Origin of the sequence: Echinicola rosea (assembly GCF_005281475.1) — a bacterium.
Taxonomy (GTDB): domain Bacteria; phylum Bacteroidota; class Bacteroidia; order Cytophagales; family Cyclobacteriaceae; genus Echinicola; species Echinicola rosea.
Window position 1 is genome coordinate 4,469,849 of the sequence record NZ_CP040106.1, and the last position, 16,197, is coordinate 4,486,045.

Consider the following 16,197-nt stretch of genomic DNA (forward strand, 5'->3'; position numbering starts at 1 on the left):
TGATAGCCTACGATCTTTGATATCCGCCTATACATTCCCAATTCATCATTCTTAATTCAATCATATTCATTTCTAATCCTAAACTCTTCATTCTCATCATGCTGCCTCTGTCTCTTCGGTATCGGCCTTGACGTCGTCCGCTTTCTCCTCCACTATGTCTTTTTCTACTTTTAAGTTGTCGATGATAAAACTCTGCCTGTTTGGCGTGTTTTTCCCCATAAAGAAAGTCAGCAGGTCTGCTATCTTGGTATCCTTGTTCAGGATAATCGGTTCTAAGCGGATATCTTCACCGATAAATCCACCAAACTCATCTGGTGATATCTCCCCCAGCCCCTTAAATCGGGTGATTTCTGGTTTATTTCCCAGCTTGGCAATGGCTTTTCTCTTTTCGTCCTCCGAATAACAGTAAATGGTCTCCTTCTTATTTCTTACCCTAAAGAGTGGGGTATCAAGGATGTATAAATGGCCGTTTTTCACCAGTTCAGGAAAAAACTGCAGGAAATAAGTCATGATCAACAACCTGATGTGCATGCCGTCCACATCCGCATCGGTGGCAATGACGATCTTACGGTACCGCAAGCCATCGATCCCATCTTCGATGTTCAGCGCGTGCTGCAGCAGGTTAAACTCTTCATTTTCATACACCACCTTCTTGGTCATCCCAAAGCAGTTTAGCGGCTTTCCCCTGAGGGAAAACACGGCTTGAGTCTGTACATCCCTGGATTTGGTGATAGAACCTGAAGCCGAATCCCCTTCTGTAATAAACAGCATCGTATCGTTTTTTTTCTCCTCGTTGGCCTTGGCGTCATCATAATGTACCCGACAGTCCCTCAGCTTTCGGTTATGAAGGTTGGCCTTCTTGGCCCTTTCATTGGCCAGCTTCTTAATACCTGAGATTTCTTTTCGCTCCCTTTCCGATTGCAGGATACGTTTGAGCAGGGCATTGGCTGTCTCGGTATTTTTATGGAGGTAATTGTCCAGCTCTGTCTTTACAAAATCATTGACAAAGGTTCGCAACGTCGGCCCATCTGGCCCCACACTGTGAGAGCCTAGCTTGGTCTTGGTCTGCGATTCAAACACGGGTTCTTGCACCCGAACGGCTATGGCACCGGCGATGCTCTGCCTGATATCCGCTGCATCGTAATCTTTCTTGAAAAACTCCCTTACGGCCTTGACAATCGCCTCCCTAAATGCAGCGAGGTGCGTCCCCCCCTGAGTGGTATATTGACCATTTACAAAGGAATGGTACTCCTCTCCATACTGATTGGTATGGGTAAGGGCCATCTCGATATCATTGCCCTTGAGGTGAATGATCGGGTACCGCTTGCTATCATCATCGACTTTTCTGTCCAATAGATCATGAAGGCCTTTATCGGAAAAGTATTTTTTCCCGTTGAAATTTATCGTCAACCCGGAGTTCAAAAAAGCATAATTCCATATTTGGTTTTCCAAATATTCCGGGATAAAATGGTAATTCTTAAAAACCGTAGCATCTGGACTGAAGACGATTTTGGTACCGTTTCTATCGGAACTCTTGTCCACTGGCCTGTCCTCCTTGAGCACACCTTTTTCGAATTCGGCCACTTTGGTCTGTCCATCACGATAGGATTGTACTTTGAAATATTGGGAGAGCGCATTCACGGCTTTGGTACCCACGCCGTTTAGTCCCACGGACTTTTGAAAGGCACCGGAATCATACTTGCCACCGGTATTGATTTTCGAAACACAATCCACCACTTTGCCCAGCGGAATGCCACGACCATAATCCCTTACTTCTACTTTGTGCTCGCTGATCTTAATGTCAATGGTTCGCCCAAATCCCATCATATGCTCATCGATACTATTGTCTAGCACCTCTTTCACAAGCACATAAATACCATCATCCTGGGCACTACCATCTCCCAACTTCCCGATATACATCCCCGGACGAAGCCGGATATGCTCTTTCCAGTCGAGTGACTTGATACTATCTTCGGTATATTGTACGTTTTTTTCTGCCATGCGTGGTTGTATGTTTTCTTGGCTACTTAATTTTCTCTTAGGTCCTTATTTGATGGACTGGACACTCTTCATTTTTCGGGTCAACAATATAAATAAAATGACGGTCCAGATTACAAATAAAACAGGCAAAATATATAATCCAAATCCCGATGGCCGGCCGGTCTCTTCCATGATTCCATTCAACTGGAATATGTACATCACCACGACGATGATCGAAACATTGATGATACCTACAAAAGAGTAAATCCATGTCAACATCTGGTCGCGAAAAGGATCGCCTTTGGCAAATAACCTTTTTATATTAGGGCTAGCACCATTCTCTATGAGTTTTGCGGGGGTCACCAGCAAGATATTCAACACTAAAAAAATCCCTATAACAATATAGAAAAACATGTTCTTATCCATCACTCCATGAGCAAACCCTTCCTCGTTCAGTTCAAAACCTACCATCCCGGGCAGCCCTGAATAGATGTACATGAAAACAACAATAAAAGCCAATACTGTAATTAAGTGGAATGCTTTAGCAAATCTATGATTCATATATACGCGTTTTAAACTGCTAATATAAGGGTTAAGATTATAGTATGCCTGTTTCTGAAGTATTAGATTTTTGCTTCATTCTAGCCCCCTGATTTTGGGAAGACATAATCTACTGACAATAAGTAGAATTTGAAAGAAAAGTGGTAGTAGTCCTCCTTGGTCAAGTTCAGGCAAGCACTCTTTGAAAGATCGTTTTTTGGAGAAATACATAGGTATATAGGGCGCCATAGAGGGAAGCTCCTACAGATTCAATGGCTCTCAAATCTCACGTCTCGCATCTCCTATCTAATGACTCCATATTCAGATAAGCTTATGCAGTTTCCAATGTACAAATCGGGCCAAAGTGCCAGCGGCACGATAAATTTTGTAACCTGCGGATTCATCCGCAGGAGCTCAAGCTCTCCTCTGCCTCCCGAAGGAGTGCCATCGGCACGGATCATAGCTATGCCTACACGAAAAGTGTTTTCCTTCAACCCGGATTATGCGTTAGGAATCGTAGTGAGAGCTGAAATTGCAAGAAAATCAGTTAGTGTGGAGGCATTAGCGTAGCACCGCTACGGTTATGCCGAAAACTAAAGTGAAACGGCTGATTTTGAAGCAGTTTAAGGTCGCAACAGATAGGCTAATGCATATTCCGGGTTCAATAAACTCTATGCGTTTGCCCAGTGCTAATAACCTCAGTTCGATTATAAAACCGTCACTGCGAGGCTTGGAGGTAGGCCTGAGCGGGTGGAAGCCGTGGCAGTCTCAGTATTTCGGGATTGCCACACCCTTTTCCACCCCATATCCTCCTAAAAAGGGTTCGCAATGACGCTTTTTATACTAAAATTAAGTCGAGCTCAGGTTAATAGTAACCACACTTGTATCCGCCCATTTCTTAAACTACCTTTGGCATCTAATCGTCAAGAAACTTTCAACAGATGAAAAGTAGCCTCCTTCCAGCGATCATTTTTGTGCTGTTTTTAGCCATTTTCGCTAGCTGTGTATCCAAGCTGGACACTGGAAACATCAATATGGAAAATTGGAAAAATGACCGCTACGGCTGCAAAGGCCTTCGCATCCAAGACCTGACAGAGCTAGAATCCCTGAAAAACACGTTTCTGGGAGCGACCAATCAAGAGCTTATTGTTACTTTTGGACGTCCTGACAGGGTCGAACTGCTGAATAAGAGTCAGAGCTTTTTCTTTTATTTCCTCGAACCCTCCGGCGAATGTGACAATCATGAAAAAGAAAAAGAGCCCCTAAAGGCCCTTTTTCGTTTGAATGCCATAAATAAGGTCAGTGAGGTAACTATTACAACCCTTAATCCTTAAGCATCGTTTTTTCATACCACGTCGATATAAATTGCTGATCGGTTCATGCATTTCAGTAAATCCCCGACTAAAAACACAATGCCGCAGCACCTTGGGTACCGGCATTATTGCCCAACGTGGCCTTTTTGAGCTGGAGGTCGTTGGTATAATAATGCGTAAGATATTGCCTTACGGTCTTTTCCAATGCGGGCATCATAAATTCAAGGCCAGCTGAAATTCCTCCTCCAAAATAAACCTCATTGACATCCAAAATCCGAATGGTAGATACGATCGCCTCTCCAAGAATGCTGCCCACTTCTTCAAAAGTAAGCAAGGAGACTTCATTTCCTTCTCTTGCAGTATCTACCAGCAAATGTGTTCCTAATTCTTTATCCATCAGCTCGCCGGACTTTTGGGGATAAGCATTGATCATTCGCTCAAGGATATTCAAAATGCCATTTCTACCAATAATGGTTTCCAAGCGGGCATTTCCCCTGGAAAGCATATGCCCCATTTCCATAGCATTGCCGCGTGCTCCCTTAAAAATCTTCCCATCCACCACAGCGGCGCTGCCGATACCAGTTCCCATGGTGATAAACAGGAAATTAGCAGTAGGCTTGGAGGAGGCAAACTTAAATTCTCCCATGGCCGCTGCACTCGCGTCATTTTCAAGAAAAAAGCTTTTTTCTGGATACTTGTCCAAAAGCGCCCCTTTCAGGTCAAATCCGTCGAGTTCGGGGATCGCAGGAATCTCCAGTGTGGTGGTACGCGCTTTATTGATCAAGCCCGGCAGGCCGATGCCTACTTTATTGATATCAGGATATTTTGACAAGTACTTGCCAATAACATCCACAAAACAGGAATTAAAGCCTTTGGGGTCTTCCTTATAATGACTGGTATCTTCTTTATCAAAGGAAACGATATCTCCTTGCTGGCTCACTTTACCAATTTTTAGGTGGGTTCCCCCTACATCTACACCCAGAAAGTGTTCGTTTTGATTACTCATGGTTTACGGTTTAATAGGTTTTGGCTTCTAAAATAGTAAACAGATAAGCTTACTTCCTAAATTCTTTTGAAAAGTCTTGAAAGATTTCATGAACGGCAGGACAGACCAAGGTATTTTTTAGGCTCAAACCTAAAATTCCGTGCATGTTTTTTCGGTTGGTATGGGGATATTCCCGGCATGCCTTGGGCCGTGATTCATACACAAAACACTTATTGTCATTACCCAAAAATGGACATGGAGAACTATTCAACACAAAATCTCCCTCCTCATCCCGGTGTAAGTAGGTGTCGATAAATTCAGAGGATTTCATCCGCAGCTTCTTTGCCAATCGATCGATATCAATTTGCAGGAAAATAGGACTGGTGGTCTTACAACAATTGGCACACTCCAAGCAATCGATCTTTTCAAACTGTTCTTCATGCGCTGTTGCAAACTTCTCATCGAGCACTTTAGGCTTGACTTTTCGCAATCGCGTCCGGAGCTTTTTATGATAGCTATAATCTGAAAGGGATTTTTGTCTGAAATTTTCTAGGTCCATACATCCTTGTGTTGAATTGTCCTATCGCCTAAAGGGTAATTCGTAGGTGACTACTCAATAGTCTTAAACGTTCATCATTTACACACTCACCAAGCCCTTAAAACCATATTTTCACCTATCACTGGTATATTATAAGGTAAAATATTTTGATTTTACAATATTTTTCGTATTTTTATTGGTAACATAAACCCAGTTTCGACATGAAAATGCATCCAAGTGAATTGTTCTTCTATTATATTCCTTCGCACACTATAGACAAGCAAGCGAGGGCATATGCGCGATCGGTTTCTCGGTATGTCAATGAGATCAATATTGAGAAAGAGCACATCACCACGACAGGATGGAGAACTATCCTGGATAAGTTACACTTGCGGGCCAAGGACCTACTCAACCGGGCTCATCCGCAATACCAAAGTCACATTGCAGGTAAAACCTGGGATGACGAAAGCTGGCTGCACATATTGGTCAAACACCCTTACCTGCTCAAAGCTCCCATTGCCATCAAGCGGGGCAAAGCAGTGCTTTGTATAAAACCAAGCGAGATATTTAAGTTAAACTAACCTGCTAATGCAATACCATCCGGCTTAATTTCGATTTTCCTACTTTTATATAGTTGACCAATGGATTGTTTGAAGTGCTTTTTACTCATCCCTAACGTCTTTTTGATTTCTTCGGGGGATGATTTATCATGAAGGGGCAAAAAACGCTTAACTTTTAAAAGGTTTAAGATTTTTTCTGCCCCTTCTTCATATTTCTGGCGACCGATTGGGGTAAGTTGTAAGTCCAGTTTCCCATCATCCCGACGCTTTTTGATAAAGGCTTTTACATTATCCCCTACCGCTATATCCTTAAAGGTTTCATTTCCATATAACAATCCCTCGTAATGCTGATCAATAAGTACCTTAAATCCCAGATCTGTGGATTCAAATACCAGTCCATCTACCTCTTGTCCTTCTTCAAAAACAGCCGTATCACTTAGCATAAAATCCTGGTACTTCGATACACCGATCAGGCGATTGGTTTTGAAATCCACACAGATCATGACCAAGTGCTGCTCCCCCTGCCTCATAGGCTTGCCCATTTCTGAAATGGGTACAAACAGGTCCTTTGGCAGTCCCCACTCCATAAAAGCCCCAAACTTGGTGACCTCTTTTACCTCCATTACGGCAAATTCATCCACTAAGGCTACCGGTCTGTCGGTTATGGCCACGGGACGGTCTTCACTATCTGTATAGACAAACACCGCTACTTCCTCCCCTTCTTTTTCATCTCCCAAAAGGTAGCCCTTTGGCAATAACACTTCCTCCCCATTGGATAAATTTAAATATGCACCATTTGCTGTAAAGCGGGTTATCGGAAGGGTAGAAATCTTCCCAAGTTCTTTCATAGTATCCATATTCTACAAAGGTAACTAAAAGTGAGGAAATATAAGTAGGCCGTAGTTAAGTGACCTAAGCCCAATCTGAATCTTCCAATTTAAAAATTTCGCTTATTTCAACCTCAAAAATTTGAGCTAACCTCAATGCTAAAACTGTTGACGGGACATATTTACCTAATTCCATCGCATTAATGGTTTGTCTGCTAACTTTTGCCAATTTTGCCAATTCAGCTTGGGTAATATTTTTTTTTGCTCGCTCAACTTTAATACTATTCTTCATAGCTAATGGATCTTTTTAGTTTGGAAATTTGCCAGTTAAACCGAATAATGAAAAACAGCAAAATTGTAAACATGTTAAATATCATAACCCATAAAAAGGACAGCTCAAAAACGAATAAAAATAATATTAAAAGAATTGCGTAATTGAAATAAACAGCCCAAACCAACGATTCCAACCTAATTTTTGAAATATATTCATCTTCCAACTTTTCTTTAGAAAAGGCAACTAATAACGAACTCAATAATATTAGAACACCTAAAATCTCATTTAACACATTGTTCTTTACATTTCCAACAACACCCTTATCCCCGAAAGCATCATTAATAAAAATAGCAGGGACATTAAAATCCAAATAATTAGGTTCAAGATCTAAAACAAGAGTTATCATACCAATAATTGCGGAGGGAATAAGGATTAACCATCCAATTTTCTTGTACTTGTTAGGAAACAGATAATTTAATTTCATAATGCTCAGATTTAATTCGATTTAAATGTAAAGCATATAATTCATTTTGTCAAATAAACTTTACATTAAGTAATATAAACACTACTTAAATTTAGAAACACAGCTTATTACAAGGCAAGTGACTGACTTGAAAGCTTAGACCTAATTAGAATGTCAAATGTAACCTTAAACCCGATGAATTAATCCGCCAACGTTAATCCAAGACCTGAACATGTTCCTCCCTCCTGCGGTGGAGAGGCTGGATAAGGGTAAAAGTGCATTGTGATGGAGCTGTTATACTTTTTGCCCAACACTTGCTAAACCCAGTGATAACATTTAGTTTTAATTAAAGAATAACAAACCAAGCTATAAACCGCCCCAAGCGCTTTCATCCCTTGGGCATAATGTACTTTCATGTCAAAAATAGCCGTAATAGGATCTGGCACCATGGGGAATGGTATCGCCCATGTATTTGCCCAACATGACCATCAGGTATCGCTTATAGATACCAATGATAAAGCCTTGGAAAAAGCCTTGGCGACGATTTCCAAGAATTTGGACCGGCAGCTCTCCAAAGGGGTCATCCAGACAGAAGAAAAAGAGTCCGCATTGGCCAATATCACCACCCATACCGAATTGGCTGACGGCGTGAAAAACGCAGACATCGTGGTAGAAGCCGCCACCGAAGACACCAAACTAAAGCTGGATATTTTTCGCCAGCTGGATCAGCACTGCCCAAAAAACACCATTTTGGCCACGAACACTTCCTCCATTTCCATCACCAAAATAGCCGCTGCTACTAACCGGCCGCAGCAAGTTATCGGGATGCACTTCATGAATCCAGTTCCTATCATGCCGCTAGTAGAAGTCATCAAAGGATATAAAACGTCTAAAGAAACTACCCATCAGATCATGTCCATAGCAAAGGGACTGGAGAAGGAACCGGTAGCCGTAAATGACTACCCGGGTTTCGTCGCCAATCGTATCCTGATGCCCATGATCAATGAGGCGATTTACTCCCTGTATGAAGGTGTGGCTGGTGTACAGGAAATCGATACCGTCATGAAACTGGGCATGGCACATCCTATGGGACCACTGCAATTGGCAGACTTTATTGGACTGGATGTATGCCTTTCTATCCTAAATGTACTCTACGAAGGCCTGGGCAACCCGAAATACGCACCTTGCCCCTTACTGGTCAACATGGTCGAAGCAGGAAACAAGGGCGTCAAATCCGGGGAAGGTTTTTATAAGCACCTTTCAGGAAGTAAAGATCTTATCGTTTCAGAACGGTTTAAGAATTAAGCAGTATTAATGTTAAGGAAAATGAATGTATTTTCTGGGGAAGCACACTCACCATTTGGCCATCCGGTGACACTCCACTCACTGACCAATATTCACGTAACTTAATCACTAACCATGCACATCGCTATCGCTGGTAATATCGGAAGTGGCAAAACGACACTGGCAAAAAAACTTGGCCATCATTACGGCTGGAAGGTCGAGTTAGAAGATGTAGAGGCCAATCCTTATTTGGAGGATTTTTATGCGGACATGAAAAAGTGGTCCTTTCATCTACAGGTATATTTCCTGAACAGCCGCTTCAATCAAATTAAGGAAATTTCCCAATCATCGGTTTCGACGGTCCAAGACAGAACAATCTATGAAGACGCGTACATTTTTGCGGCAAACCTTCACCAGTCGGGATGCTTCGAAGACCGTGATTACCAAAATTACCTGAAGCTTTTCCATTCAATGATGGCGTATGCCTCGCCCCCTGACTTATTGATCTACCTTCGAGCAGATATTCCTAAACTGGTAAGCCAGATAGAAAAAAGAGGGCGTGATTACGAAACCACCATCAGCATCCATTATCTCAGAAACCTCAATATGCACTATGAAGACTGGATCGGTCACTATGACAAAGGCAAGCTGCTCATCATTGATGTGAATGAACTGGATTTTGTTTCCAAAATGGAGGATTTTAGCTTCATCGTCAATCAGATCGACAGGGAAATCAATGGGCTGTTTTCTTGATGCTTTTTATAGCGGAAAAACATGCCGTTGCTATCTTATGGACATAGTAACCTGAGCTCGACTTAATTTTAGTATAAAAAGCGTCATAGCGAACCCTTTTAAGGAGGATGTGGGTTGGAAAAGGATGTGGCAACTCGCCGCGGCGAGCTGCCACGGCTTCCACCCCTCATATCTCCCTCTAAGCCTCGCAGTGACGATTTTATAATCGAACTGAGGTTAGGAAGTTTTACAGCTTTTTGAGCGATCCAATTCTCAAACAGCCTTTCGCTGTAGCCAATTGAGGATAGCATTGTAATTTTCCTCTTTTGGATTCATGAGGAGTTGGTCGATTTTTTTTAGGCTACCACCGGTCATGATGTTTTCGTACATGGGGATTCGGATAATTTTATAGCCGTGCAGCCTCGTGAGCAAATCATATTGGGCATCATTATAGGCGTTTAGCTTCCAGCCTGCGGCGCCATTTCCCGTAAGATCTCCTGGCTCCATGGATTCCCCAAAGCACTTGGCTGCAATGGGCGGGCCATTCCATATTCGATCATGCAGGCCGGCCTTATGGCACTCCCGCTCAAATGTCCTGCACAGCCGCTTATAACTGTCCACCCATGAAAATGTAAACACCTCATACAATGAGGCCTTCAGTGTGGCCAAACGATAGCGGTTAAAATGCACTGCATCATCATAGATAAACAGAAAACGGTCAATTCTAAAATCAGCCCGTAACCGCTCCAGCAAAATGGGCTTCCCCAAACCTCCCAAACATGCGTAAAGTTCCGCCTGCAAACTGGTAGCTTTATCGTCCAATAACTTTTTATTGATATCCAACCGGAAATCTTCTTCCAATTCGACATTATTCTCCAGCAGTACTTTGATGAGGTTTTGAACTTTTAATTGGTGCACTTATAATTTTTTTTCGGTAATAATTTAGATGATTGACACTATTCAGTATCAGAATTGATAATCCTCTCTTTTAGGTTACCCTTAGATCCTGGAAAAGTCGTTTTGGAAGAAATATCAAGCCCGATCAAGATCATAATGATCAGAAAAATGATACTTAGCAGTAGAAATATTTTTTTCTTTGTTTTCATATTGAAATCTTTTGGCCTATTTTTCCAATATAAATTTCGCCAAAAATAGTTTAAACTTAACGTATATAAAAACACTTTAAGCCCCTAACCGTTAAAACTACCAAACATTGGTTTATTTTATAATTGGCAAATTAACAGACTATTACTTCTTAACCATTTTCTTTGACAACTAAATGTACGAACTTATCAATAAGGATGTTATTTTTCAGTTTTTAGGAGATGATCCTGAACTTATTCGCCCTATGTTGGAAATGATGCTGAATAACAGCCTCACTGATCTGGAGGACCTTGACAGCCTCTATCAGCAGGGAAAGTATGAAGAAGTGCGGATAAAAGTGCACAAAGGAAAATCAATGATGGGCTATGTCGGGGCTTCTTCTACAAAAAAAATGCTACAGGAAATCGAAAAGGATGTCCCTAATGCCTATCCAAGGAACATTAATGCACTGAAAGCAGACATTGAAATTCTCAAAAATGAAATTTCTGATTTCTTGAAGGAAATTTAACCCAGTTTTTATTCATAAGCTTTCGTAACCATTTAACCTTTTTGCCTTGCAAGGAAAGGACTTCTTGATCATATTGGGAAAAAATCCCAAATATGAAAAAAGTTTGCTTGCTGTTATTAGTAGTTTTTGGTACGTTCATAAGTGCCCCCGCCCAAAAAAGTGCCCTTTCTGTAGAAGAAATCATGCGAGATCCCTCTTGGATGGGTACATTCCCTTCAAATGTCCAATGGAGTGCGGATAGCAAAACCATTTACTTCAACTATAATCCAGAAAATAACCCTGCCGATTCGCTCTACAAAATACAGGTATCCGATACCGAAAAGATCATCAAGGTTCCCCTCAAAGAAGCAAAAGGCCTTATCCCCTCTTCCGGTGACTTTAATGAAGCCCTCGACCGTAAAGTCTATACAAGAAATGGCATTTTATTTTTGTATGATTACAACGAACATCAGGAAAAACAACTCCTGGAGCTGGAAGACAGAATTTCCCACCCAGAATTCCTAGCGAACGAAGCGGTCATTGCCTTTCAGCTTTCTAACAACCTCTTCACCTATCACCTGACTTCAGGTGAAGTCAGAAAACTTACCCACATCAGTGACGGGGAAAAGCCAGAAAAAAAAGAGGCAAAATCATCCGTAAAAGACAAGTGGCTGAAATCCGAAAATCTTGACTTGCTCCAGGTCATCCATGAACGCGAGAACAAAAAAGAAAAACAAAAAGCCTATCGTGAGGCGACGAAAGAAAAGGAAAAATTCACCTTTTATACCGGCAAAAAGCGATTGGCCAACCTGCAGATTTCTCCTGACGCGAAATTCGTCACCTTTAGTCTAATCACCCCTGCCGAAGAGCGGAAAAACACCTTTGTCCCCGATTACACCGATGTCACAGGCTATACCACGGACTTGGATGCCCGCCCAAAAGTAGGCGCAGAGGCCTCAAAGGTGGAAACGGCTATTTATAACCTGGAAAAGGATACCGTTTACTACATCCAAACGGACCGCTTACCGGGCATTAAGGATCTTCCTGACTATGTCACAGATTATCCTGAACGGGAATGGAAAGCGGAAAACCGTACAGTCATCACCTCAGGAGCTTATTTTGCACAAAACAGTCAAGCGATAATCAACATTCGCTCCACAGACAATAAGGACCGGTGGATTGCCCTGCTTAACTTGGAAGACGGCTCCTTACAAACACTGGACAGGCAGCGTGATGAAGCTTGGATAGCTGGTCCCGGCATTGGTTATAGTTTTGGCGGAGGCACCTTGGGATGGCTTCCTGATGGGGAACACATCTACTTCCAATCAGAAGCCACCGGATATTCTCACTTGTACCTGTACAATGTAAAAACCAATAAGAAAAAGGCCCTTACAAAAGGAGAGTTTGAAGTGTTTTCCCCATCACTCTCACGGGATGGTAAATATTGGTATTTGACCACTTCTGAAGTCCATCCGGGAGAACGGCATTTCTACCGCATGCCCGTGTTGGGTGGAAAAATGGAAAAACTTACCTCCAAGGAAGGAAACAACAGGACAAGTCTCTCTCCGGATGAAAAGCACTTGGCCATCTTGCACAGCTACAGTAACCAGCCCTGGGAACTGTACCTTAAACCAAACGATGGCAAAGCCAAAGCCGTCCAGCTCACAAATGGTCAAAGTGAAGCCTTCAAATCCTATGAATGGCGGGATCCCGAATTGGTTCATTTTGAGGCCCAAGACGGTGCTCAAGTACCAGCCAGGCTGTACACCCCTACTCCCTCTACCGCCAATGGTGCCGCAGTGATATTTGTCCACGGAGCAGGATACCTCCAAAACGCCCATAAATGGTGGTCAAGCTATTTCAGGGAATATACATTTCACAATTTACTGGCCGATTTAGGCTATACCGTTTTGGATATCGACTACAGGGGAAGCGCCGGATACGGCCGGGACTGGCGAACGGGCATCTACCGACACATGGGCGGCAAGGACCTCTCCGACCAAGTGGATGGCGCCAAATACCTGATCGATGAATTAGGAATCGATTCCGAAAAAATCGGTATTTACGGCGGCAGCTATGGAGGGTTCATCACGCTGATGGCTTTGTTTAACGAGTCCGAGACCTTTGCAGCAGGAGCTGCCTTGCGCTCCGTTACGGACTGGGCCCACTATAACCACGGCTACACTTCCAATATCCTTAACGAGCCTTTCAATGACCCTATTGCTTACCGGAGAAGTTCGCCCATTTACTTTGCCGAAGGCCTTCAAGGACACCTCCTGATCGCACATGGAATGGTAGATGTAAATGTGCACTTTCAAGATGTGGTAAGGCTTTCACAACGGTTGATCGAATTGGGAAAGGACAACTGGGAGATGGCCGTATATCCGGTGGAAGACCATGGTTTTGTGGAGCCAAGCAGCTGGACAGATGAGTACAAGCGCATTCTCAAGCTCTTTAACAGCACACTGTTGGACGAATCCACTGACTAACAAATCATATTACTTAAAAAAAACAAAAATTTATTTTAACTTTAGAATATTCACGATCTAATATTCGTCATATTATAACCCAACCATAATATCATGAAAATTCTAAAGACCGCTCTTCTTGCCATCCTAGGGCTGGCTGTTTTAGTGCTCATCATCGCTGCGTTTGTCCCTCGCGAAATGAATGTGGAAAAAAGCGTGGTTATCAATCGTCCCGTTGAGGAAGTTTTTGATTATGTGAAGATGCTGAAAAACCAAAATGAGTTTTCGGTGTGGATGACGATAGATCCCAAAATGAAAAAGTCGTACGAAGGGGTGGATGGCACGGTGGGAGCCGTTACCAAATGGGACAGCCAAAACGAAGAGGTAGGCAAGGGCGAACAAGAAATCACAGCCATAGAAGCCAATAAACGGATCGATTCCGAGCTGCGCTTTATAAGGCCCTATGAATCAACCGCACAGGCATACATGATCACCCAAAAGGCTTCTGCCCATCAGACCAAGGTGATTTGGGGCTTTCATGGAGAAAGTAAATACCCAATGAACCTGCTCCAAAAAATCATTGGAATAGAAGAAATACTTGGAGATCAACTGCAGCAAGGACTGGACACGCTCAAAGACCAAATGGAAGGATGAGTGGCTGTCTCACAAATCCTACAATGTCAGTATGAGTGGCGTGAAGTGGTCTTTTCGCATTTACGGGGGCTTACCTGTCTAAAGGACAAAAGGCAGGCCTCTCCCGTAACTGCTACTGATTGATGAAAACCCTGTCCCTGATTTAATGCCGACAAGGTCCCTGATTTGCAATTCCCCCTCAATCTAATATAACCATTTCCACTCGCCTGTTTTTTTCCCTTCCTTCGGTGGAGCCATTATCTGCAATAGGCTCACTCCCCCCCATTCCACGAAGCATGATGCGCTCAAATTGGATCCCATGGTCCACCATATAATCCCTGATCGCACTGGCCCGCTCCATAGAAAGTTGCTTGTTTAGGGCTGCATTGCCTACATTATCGGTATGACCTTCCAGTCTGATCTTCTTGGAGGGGTTCTCCTTCATAAAATCCACCAGTTGATCAATATAGGTCAAGGAGTTTTGGTCAGCCAGATCGGCTGTTCCTTTCATAAACAAAACCTCTTGCAAAACCAAACTTGTCCCTTTATCTGCTGGCGTGAGCATCACCAACTCTTTTTCTCGTAAATCATTCACCAAGATCGTCTCAGGAAGGTAGTTTTCGGACGATATGGTCACTTTTATGGCCCTTTCCCGGAGGGGGAGCTCGTGGGCTCCTTTTAGCCCTTCCTCGACACCTACTTTATCTCCATTTGCGTTCTTGAACGTCACCTTAAAAGGAATCTCAGCATTGGTATTTTTATCCAATGCACTAACCTTGATCTTGGAATTGAGGAGGGGTGTTTCTGCTATCGCTTCCTTCTCGTCCACCGGTGATATTACCGATTTCTCCGCCAAACCTTCTTTTACTTTTTGTGGCTCCACAGGCTCCGCTGGCACTTCTTCAGCCACTTGTGCCTGCTCCTTAGCAGGCATGGATGTAGCATTACTTTCCTCCTCAGCAATAGCAGCCTCTTTAGGTGCCGAAGAGGCAATGGATGTTCCCAAATTTACCTCAGCTGTGTTGGCTTCTGAAGCCGGACTATTCTCGCTGACGGGGAAACTAGCGGCCAAAAAACGCTCGTTTGCAGCAGGTGCAATTTCCTCCAGCACAATTTCCTCTTTTCTTCTCATCAGGATATCTCCATAGCCTTCACTGTTTTGGGTAGTCGTGACAAAAGCCGTATAGGGGCTGTTAGGGTCGATAAAATACGAGAGCTCTACCCCTCTGGAATTGATATCGTCTTTAAGCATTTTGGGGGCAGTCCACCTTTCCCAAGAATCATCAATCCGCTGGGAATAATAAATGTCCCTGCCCTCTCCGGTCCCATGACCGTTGGAAGAAAAATAGAGCACTTGCTTGTCGTCGGACAAAAAAGGCGTCATCTCCTGCTCATAGCTGTTTACATCAGCACCAATGTTCTTTGGTACTGACCATTTCCCTTCAGACTGTTTGAAACTTACATAGATATCCTCATTACCAAAAGTCCCATAGGTATTCATGGACATGATGAGGATTTCGCCGGACGGATGCAAGCGAGCGCTAAAAGTCTTTCCATTGTTTTTAAAACTTCCAAAATCCAACTGGTATTCATATTTCCAATCCGTTTCACCTGTTCGGCGGTACAGGTGGATACCATGGGGTTTCTTCTTTCCATCATGGTACACCAATGCCGTGTTATCATCTGGAAACCCAATAAACAAGTCGTAGCCTGTCGTACTCAAGCTGGCCACAGGCTTGGCTTCTTGCCATTGGTTAAAATCATCTTTTTTGCTGTACCAGACATCCCCATAATCCCTGCTGCCACCAGTATTGTCAGGGTGGAAAGCCACGCTGAGAAACAGCTCTTCCCTTGAGGAAAGCACGGGCTGCTGCTCATCGTATGGGGTATTGACCTGCTTGAGGGCATAGATCCCTTGGCCAAAAGACGGTGTAAATGCACAAAAAGCAAGCACCGGAACCGTGCTTGCTTTTAGAATTGTTGATTTTAGTTTTTCTGTTACCTTCATT

At 43.2% G+C, this 16,197-nt stretch carries 17 protein-coding genes; 7 read left to right on the forward strand and 10 right to left on the reverse strand.

Features of this window, described 5'->3' with window-relative positions; genetic code table 11:
* Positions 1-96: 96 nt before the first annotated feature.
* Positions 97-2,001, reverse strand: a complete 1,905-nt coding sequence (locus FDP09_RS17480; protein ID WP_137403889.1) for a DNA topoisomerase IV subunit B — start codon at positions 1,999-2,001, stop codon at positions 97-99.
* 45 nt (positions 2,002-2,046) lie between these two features.
* The gene (locus FDP09_RS17485; protein ID WP_137403890.1) at positions 2,047-2,541 is read right to left on the reverse strand and encodes a DNA topoisomerase IV; all 495 of its coding nucleotides are present in this window, start codon (positions 2,539-2,541) and stop codon (positions 2,047-2,049) included.
* A gap of 920 nt (positions 2,542-3,461) precedes the next feature.
* Between FDP09_RS17485 and FDP09_RS17490 the strand changes: the two genes are divergently transcribed.
* A complete protein-coding gene (locus tag FDP09_RS17490; protein WP_137403891.1) occupies positions 3,462-3,854 on the forward strand; it encodes a hypothetical protein in 393 nt (130 codons plus the stop codon).
* Positions 3,855-3,921: 67 nt separating this feature from the next.
* Here the strand turns inward: FDP09_RS17490 and FDP09_RS17495 are convergent, their stop codons facing one another.
* Positions 3,922-4,839, reverse strand: coding sequence for an ROK family protein (locus FDP09_RS17495; RefSeq protein ID WP_137403892.1), 918 nt, complete (start codon positions 4,837-4,839; stop codon positions 3,922-3,924).
* Between the two features lie 49 nt (positions 4,840-4,888).
* On the reverse strand, positions 4,889-5,377 hold the full coding sequence (locus FDP09_RS17500; protein ID WP_137403893.1) for a YkgJ family cysteine cluster protein: 489 nt from the start codon (positions 5,375-5,377) through the stop codon (positions 4,889-4,891).
* A 200-nt stretch (positions 5,378-5,577) separates the two neighbouring features.
* On the opposite strand from FDP09_RS17500, the gene FDP09_RS17505 reads away from it, so the two are divergent.
* Positions 5,578-5,937, forward strand: coding sequence for an arsenate reductase family protein (locus tag FDP09_RS17505; RefSeq protein WP_137403894.1), 360 nt, complete (start codon positions 5,578-5,580; stop codon positions 5,935-5,937).
* Here the strand turns inward: FDP09_RS17505 and FDP09_RS17510 are convergent.
* The 3 genes from FDP09_RS17510 to FDP09_RS17520 form a co-directional block, all read right to left on the reverse strand.
* Complete coding sequence (locus FDP09_RS17510; protein ID WP_137405082.1) at positions 5,934-6,764, reverse strand: CvfB family protein; 831 nt, start codon at positions 6,762-6,764, stop codon at positions 5,934-5,936. The genes FDP09_RS17505 and FDP09_RS17510 overlap by 4 nt on opposite strands.
* Before the next feature lie 64 nt (positions 6,765-6,828).
* A complete protein-coding gene (locus tag FDP09_RS17515; RefSeq protein WP_137403895.1) occupies positions 6,829-7,035 on the reverse strand; it encodes a helix-turn-helix transcriptional regulator in 207 nt (68 codons plus the stop codon).
* Positions 7,025-7,501: a hypothetical protein gene (locus tag FDP09_RS17520; RefSeq protein WP_137403896.1), complete on the reverse strand. Its 477-nt coding sequence runs from the start codon at positions 7,499-7,501 to the stop codon at positions 7,025-7,027. Before FDP09_RS17520 ends, FDP09_RS17515 begins: the two co-directional genes overlap by 11 nt.
* Positions 7,502-7,894: 393 nt before the next feature.
* On the opposite strand from FDP09_RS17520, the gene FDP09_RS17525 reads away from it, so the two are divergent.
* The gene (locus tag FDP09_RS17525) at positions 7,895-8,785 is read left to right on the forward strand and encodes a 3-hydroxyacyl-CoA dehydrogenase family protein (protein ID WP_137403897.1); all 891 of its coding nucleotides are present in this window, start codon (positions 7,895-7,897) and stop codon (positions 8,783-8,785) included.
* Between the two features lie 114 nt (positions 8,786-8,899).
* A complete protein-coding gene (locus FDP09_RS17530; RefSeq protein ID WP_137403898.1) occupies positions 8,900-9,517 on the forward strand; it encodes a deoxynucleoside kinase in 618 nt (205 codons plus the stop codon).
* 252 nt (positions 9,518-9,769) lie between these two features.
* Here FDP09_RS17530 and FDP09_RS17535 read toward each other — a convergent pair whose 3' ends face one another.
* Positions 9,770-10,414 (reverse strand): DUF7255 family protein, encoded by a 645-nt coding sequence (locus FDP09_RS17535; protein ID WP_137403899.1) that lies wholly within the window; start codon positions 10,412-10,414, stop codon positions 9,770-9,772.
* A 38-nt stretch (positions 10,415-10,452) separates the two neighbouring features.
* Entirely contained in the window at positions 10,453-10,602 is a 150-nt protein-coding gene (locus FDP09_RS23855; protein WP_187328705.1) for a hypothetical protein, read from the reverse strand.
* 173 nt (positions 10,603-10,775) lie between these two features.
* On the opposite strand from FDP09_RS23855, the gene FDP09_RS17540 reads away from it, so the two are divergent.
* From FDP09_RS17540 to FDP09_RS17550, 3 genes are all read left to right on the forward strand, one after another.
* Positions 10,776-11,108, forward strand: coding sequence for an Hpt domain-containing protein (locus tag FDP09_RS17540; RefSeq protein WP_137403900.1), 333 nt, complete (start codon positions 10,776-10,778; stop codon positions 11,106-11,108).
* A gap of 92 nt (positions 11,109-11,200) precedes the next feature.
* Positions 11,201-13,576, forward strand: coding sequence for a S9 family peptidase (locus FDP09_RS17545; protein WP_137403901.1), 2,376 nt, complete (start codon positions 11,201-11,203; stop codon positions 13,574-13,576).
* A 93-nt stretch (positions 13,577-13,669) separates the two neighbouring features.
* Positions 13,670-14,209 (forward strand): SRPBCC family protein, encoded by a 540-nt coding sequence (locus FDP09_RS17550; RefSeq protein WP_137403902.1) that lies wholly within the window; start codon positions 13,670-13,672, stop codon positions 14,207-14,209.
* 178 nt (positions 14,210-14,387) lie between these two features.
* On the opposite strand, the gene FDP09_RS17555 is transcribed toward FDP09_RS17550, so the two are convergent.
* Entirely contained in the window at positions 14,388-16,196 is a 1,809-nt protein-coding gene (locus FDP09_RS17555; protein ID WP_229683345.1) for an OmpA family protein, read from the reverse strand.
* Between the last annotated feature and the right edge of the window lies 1 nt (position 16,197).

What these genes read in the sequence shown, in the direction of transcription:
- FDP09_RS17480 (WP_137403889.1), bottom strand. Translation starts at nt 2,001, where the DNA reads ATGGCAGAAAAAAACGTACAATATACCGAAGATAGTATCAAGTCACTC.
- FDP09_RS17485 (WP_137403890.1), bottom strand. Translation starts at nt 2,541, where the DNA reads ATGAATCATAGATTTGCTAAAGCATTCCACTTAATTACAGTATTGGCT.
- FDP09_RS17490 (WP_137403891.1), top strand. Translation starts at nt 3,462, where the DNA reads ATGAAAAGTAGCCTCCTTCCAGCGATCATTTTTGTGCTGTTTTTAGCC.
- FDP09_RS17495 (WP_137403892.1), bottom strand. Translation starts at nt 4,839, where the DNA reads ATGAGTAATCAAAACGAACACTTTCTGGGTGTAGATGTAGGGGGAACC.
- FDP09_RS17500 (WP_137403893.1), bottom strand. Translation starts at nt 5,377, where the DNA reads ATGGACCTAGAAAATTTCAGACAAAAATCCCTTTCAGATTATAGCTAT.
- FDP09_RS17505 (WP_137403894.1), top strand. Translation starts at nt 5,578, where the DNA reads ATGAAAATGCATCCAAGTGAATTGTTCTTCTATTATATTCCTTCGCAC.
- FDP09_RS17510 (WP_137405082.1), bottom strand. Translation starts at nt 6,764, where the DNA reads ATGAAAGAACTTGGGAAGATTTCTACCCTTCCGATAACCCGCTTTACA.
- FDP09_RS17515 (WP_137403895.1), bottom strand. Translation starts at nt 7,035, where the DNA reads ATGAAGAATAGTATTAAAGTTGAGCGAGCAAAAAAAAATATTACCCAA.
- FDP09_RS17520 (WP_137403896.1), bottom strand. Translation starts at nt 7,501, where the DNA reads ATGAAATTAAATTATCTGTTTCCTAACAAGTACAAGAAAATTGGATGG.
- FDP09_RS17525 (WP_137403897.1), top strand. Translation starts at nt 7,895, where the DNA reads ATGTCAAAAATAGCCGTAATAGGATCTGGCACCATGGGGAATGGTATC.
- FDP09_RS17530 (WP_137403898.1), top strand. Translation starts at nt 8,900, where the DNA reads ATGCACATCGCTATCGCTGGTAATATCGGAAGTGGCAAAACGACACTG.
- FDP09_RS23855 (WP_187328705.1), bottom strand. Translation starts at nt 10,602, where the DNA reads ATGAAAACAAAGAAAAAAATATTTCTACTGCTAAGTATCATTTTTCTG.
- FDP09_RS17540 (WP_137403900.1), top strand. Translation starts at nt 10,776, where the DNA reads ATGTACGAACTTATCAATAAGGATGTTATTTTTCAGTTTTTAGGAGAT.
- FDP09_RS17545 (WP_137403901.1), top strand. Translation starts at nt 11,201, where the DNA reads ATGAAAAAAGTTTGCTTGCTGTTATTAGTAGTTTTTGGTACGTTCATA.
- FDP09_RS17550 (WP_137403902.1), top strand. Translation starts at nt 13,670, where the DNA reads ATGAAAATTCTAAAGACCGCTCTTCTTGCCATCCTAGGGCTGGCTGTT.
- FDP09_RS17555 (WP_229683345.1), bottom strand. Translation starts at nt 16,196, where the DNA reads ATGAAGGTAACAGAAAAACTAAAATCAACAATTCTAAAAGCAAGCACG.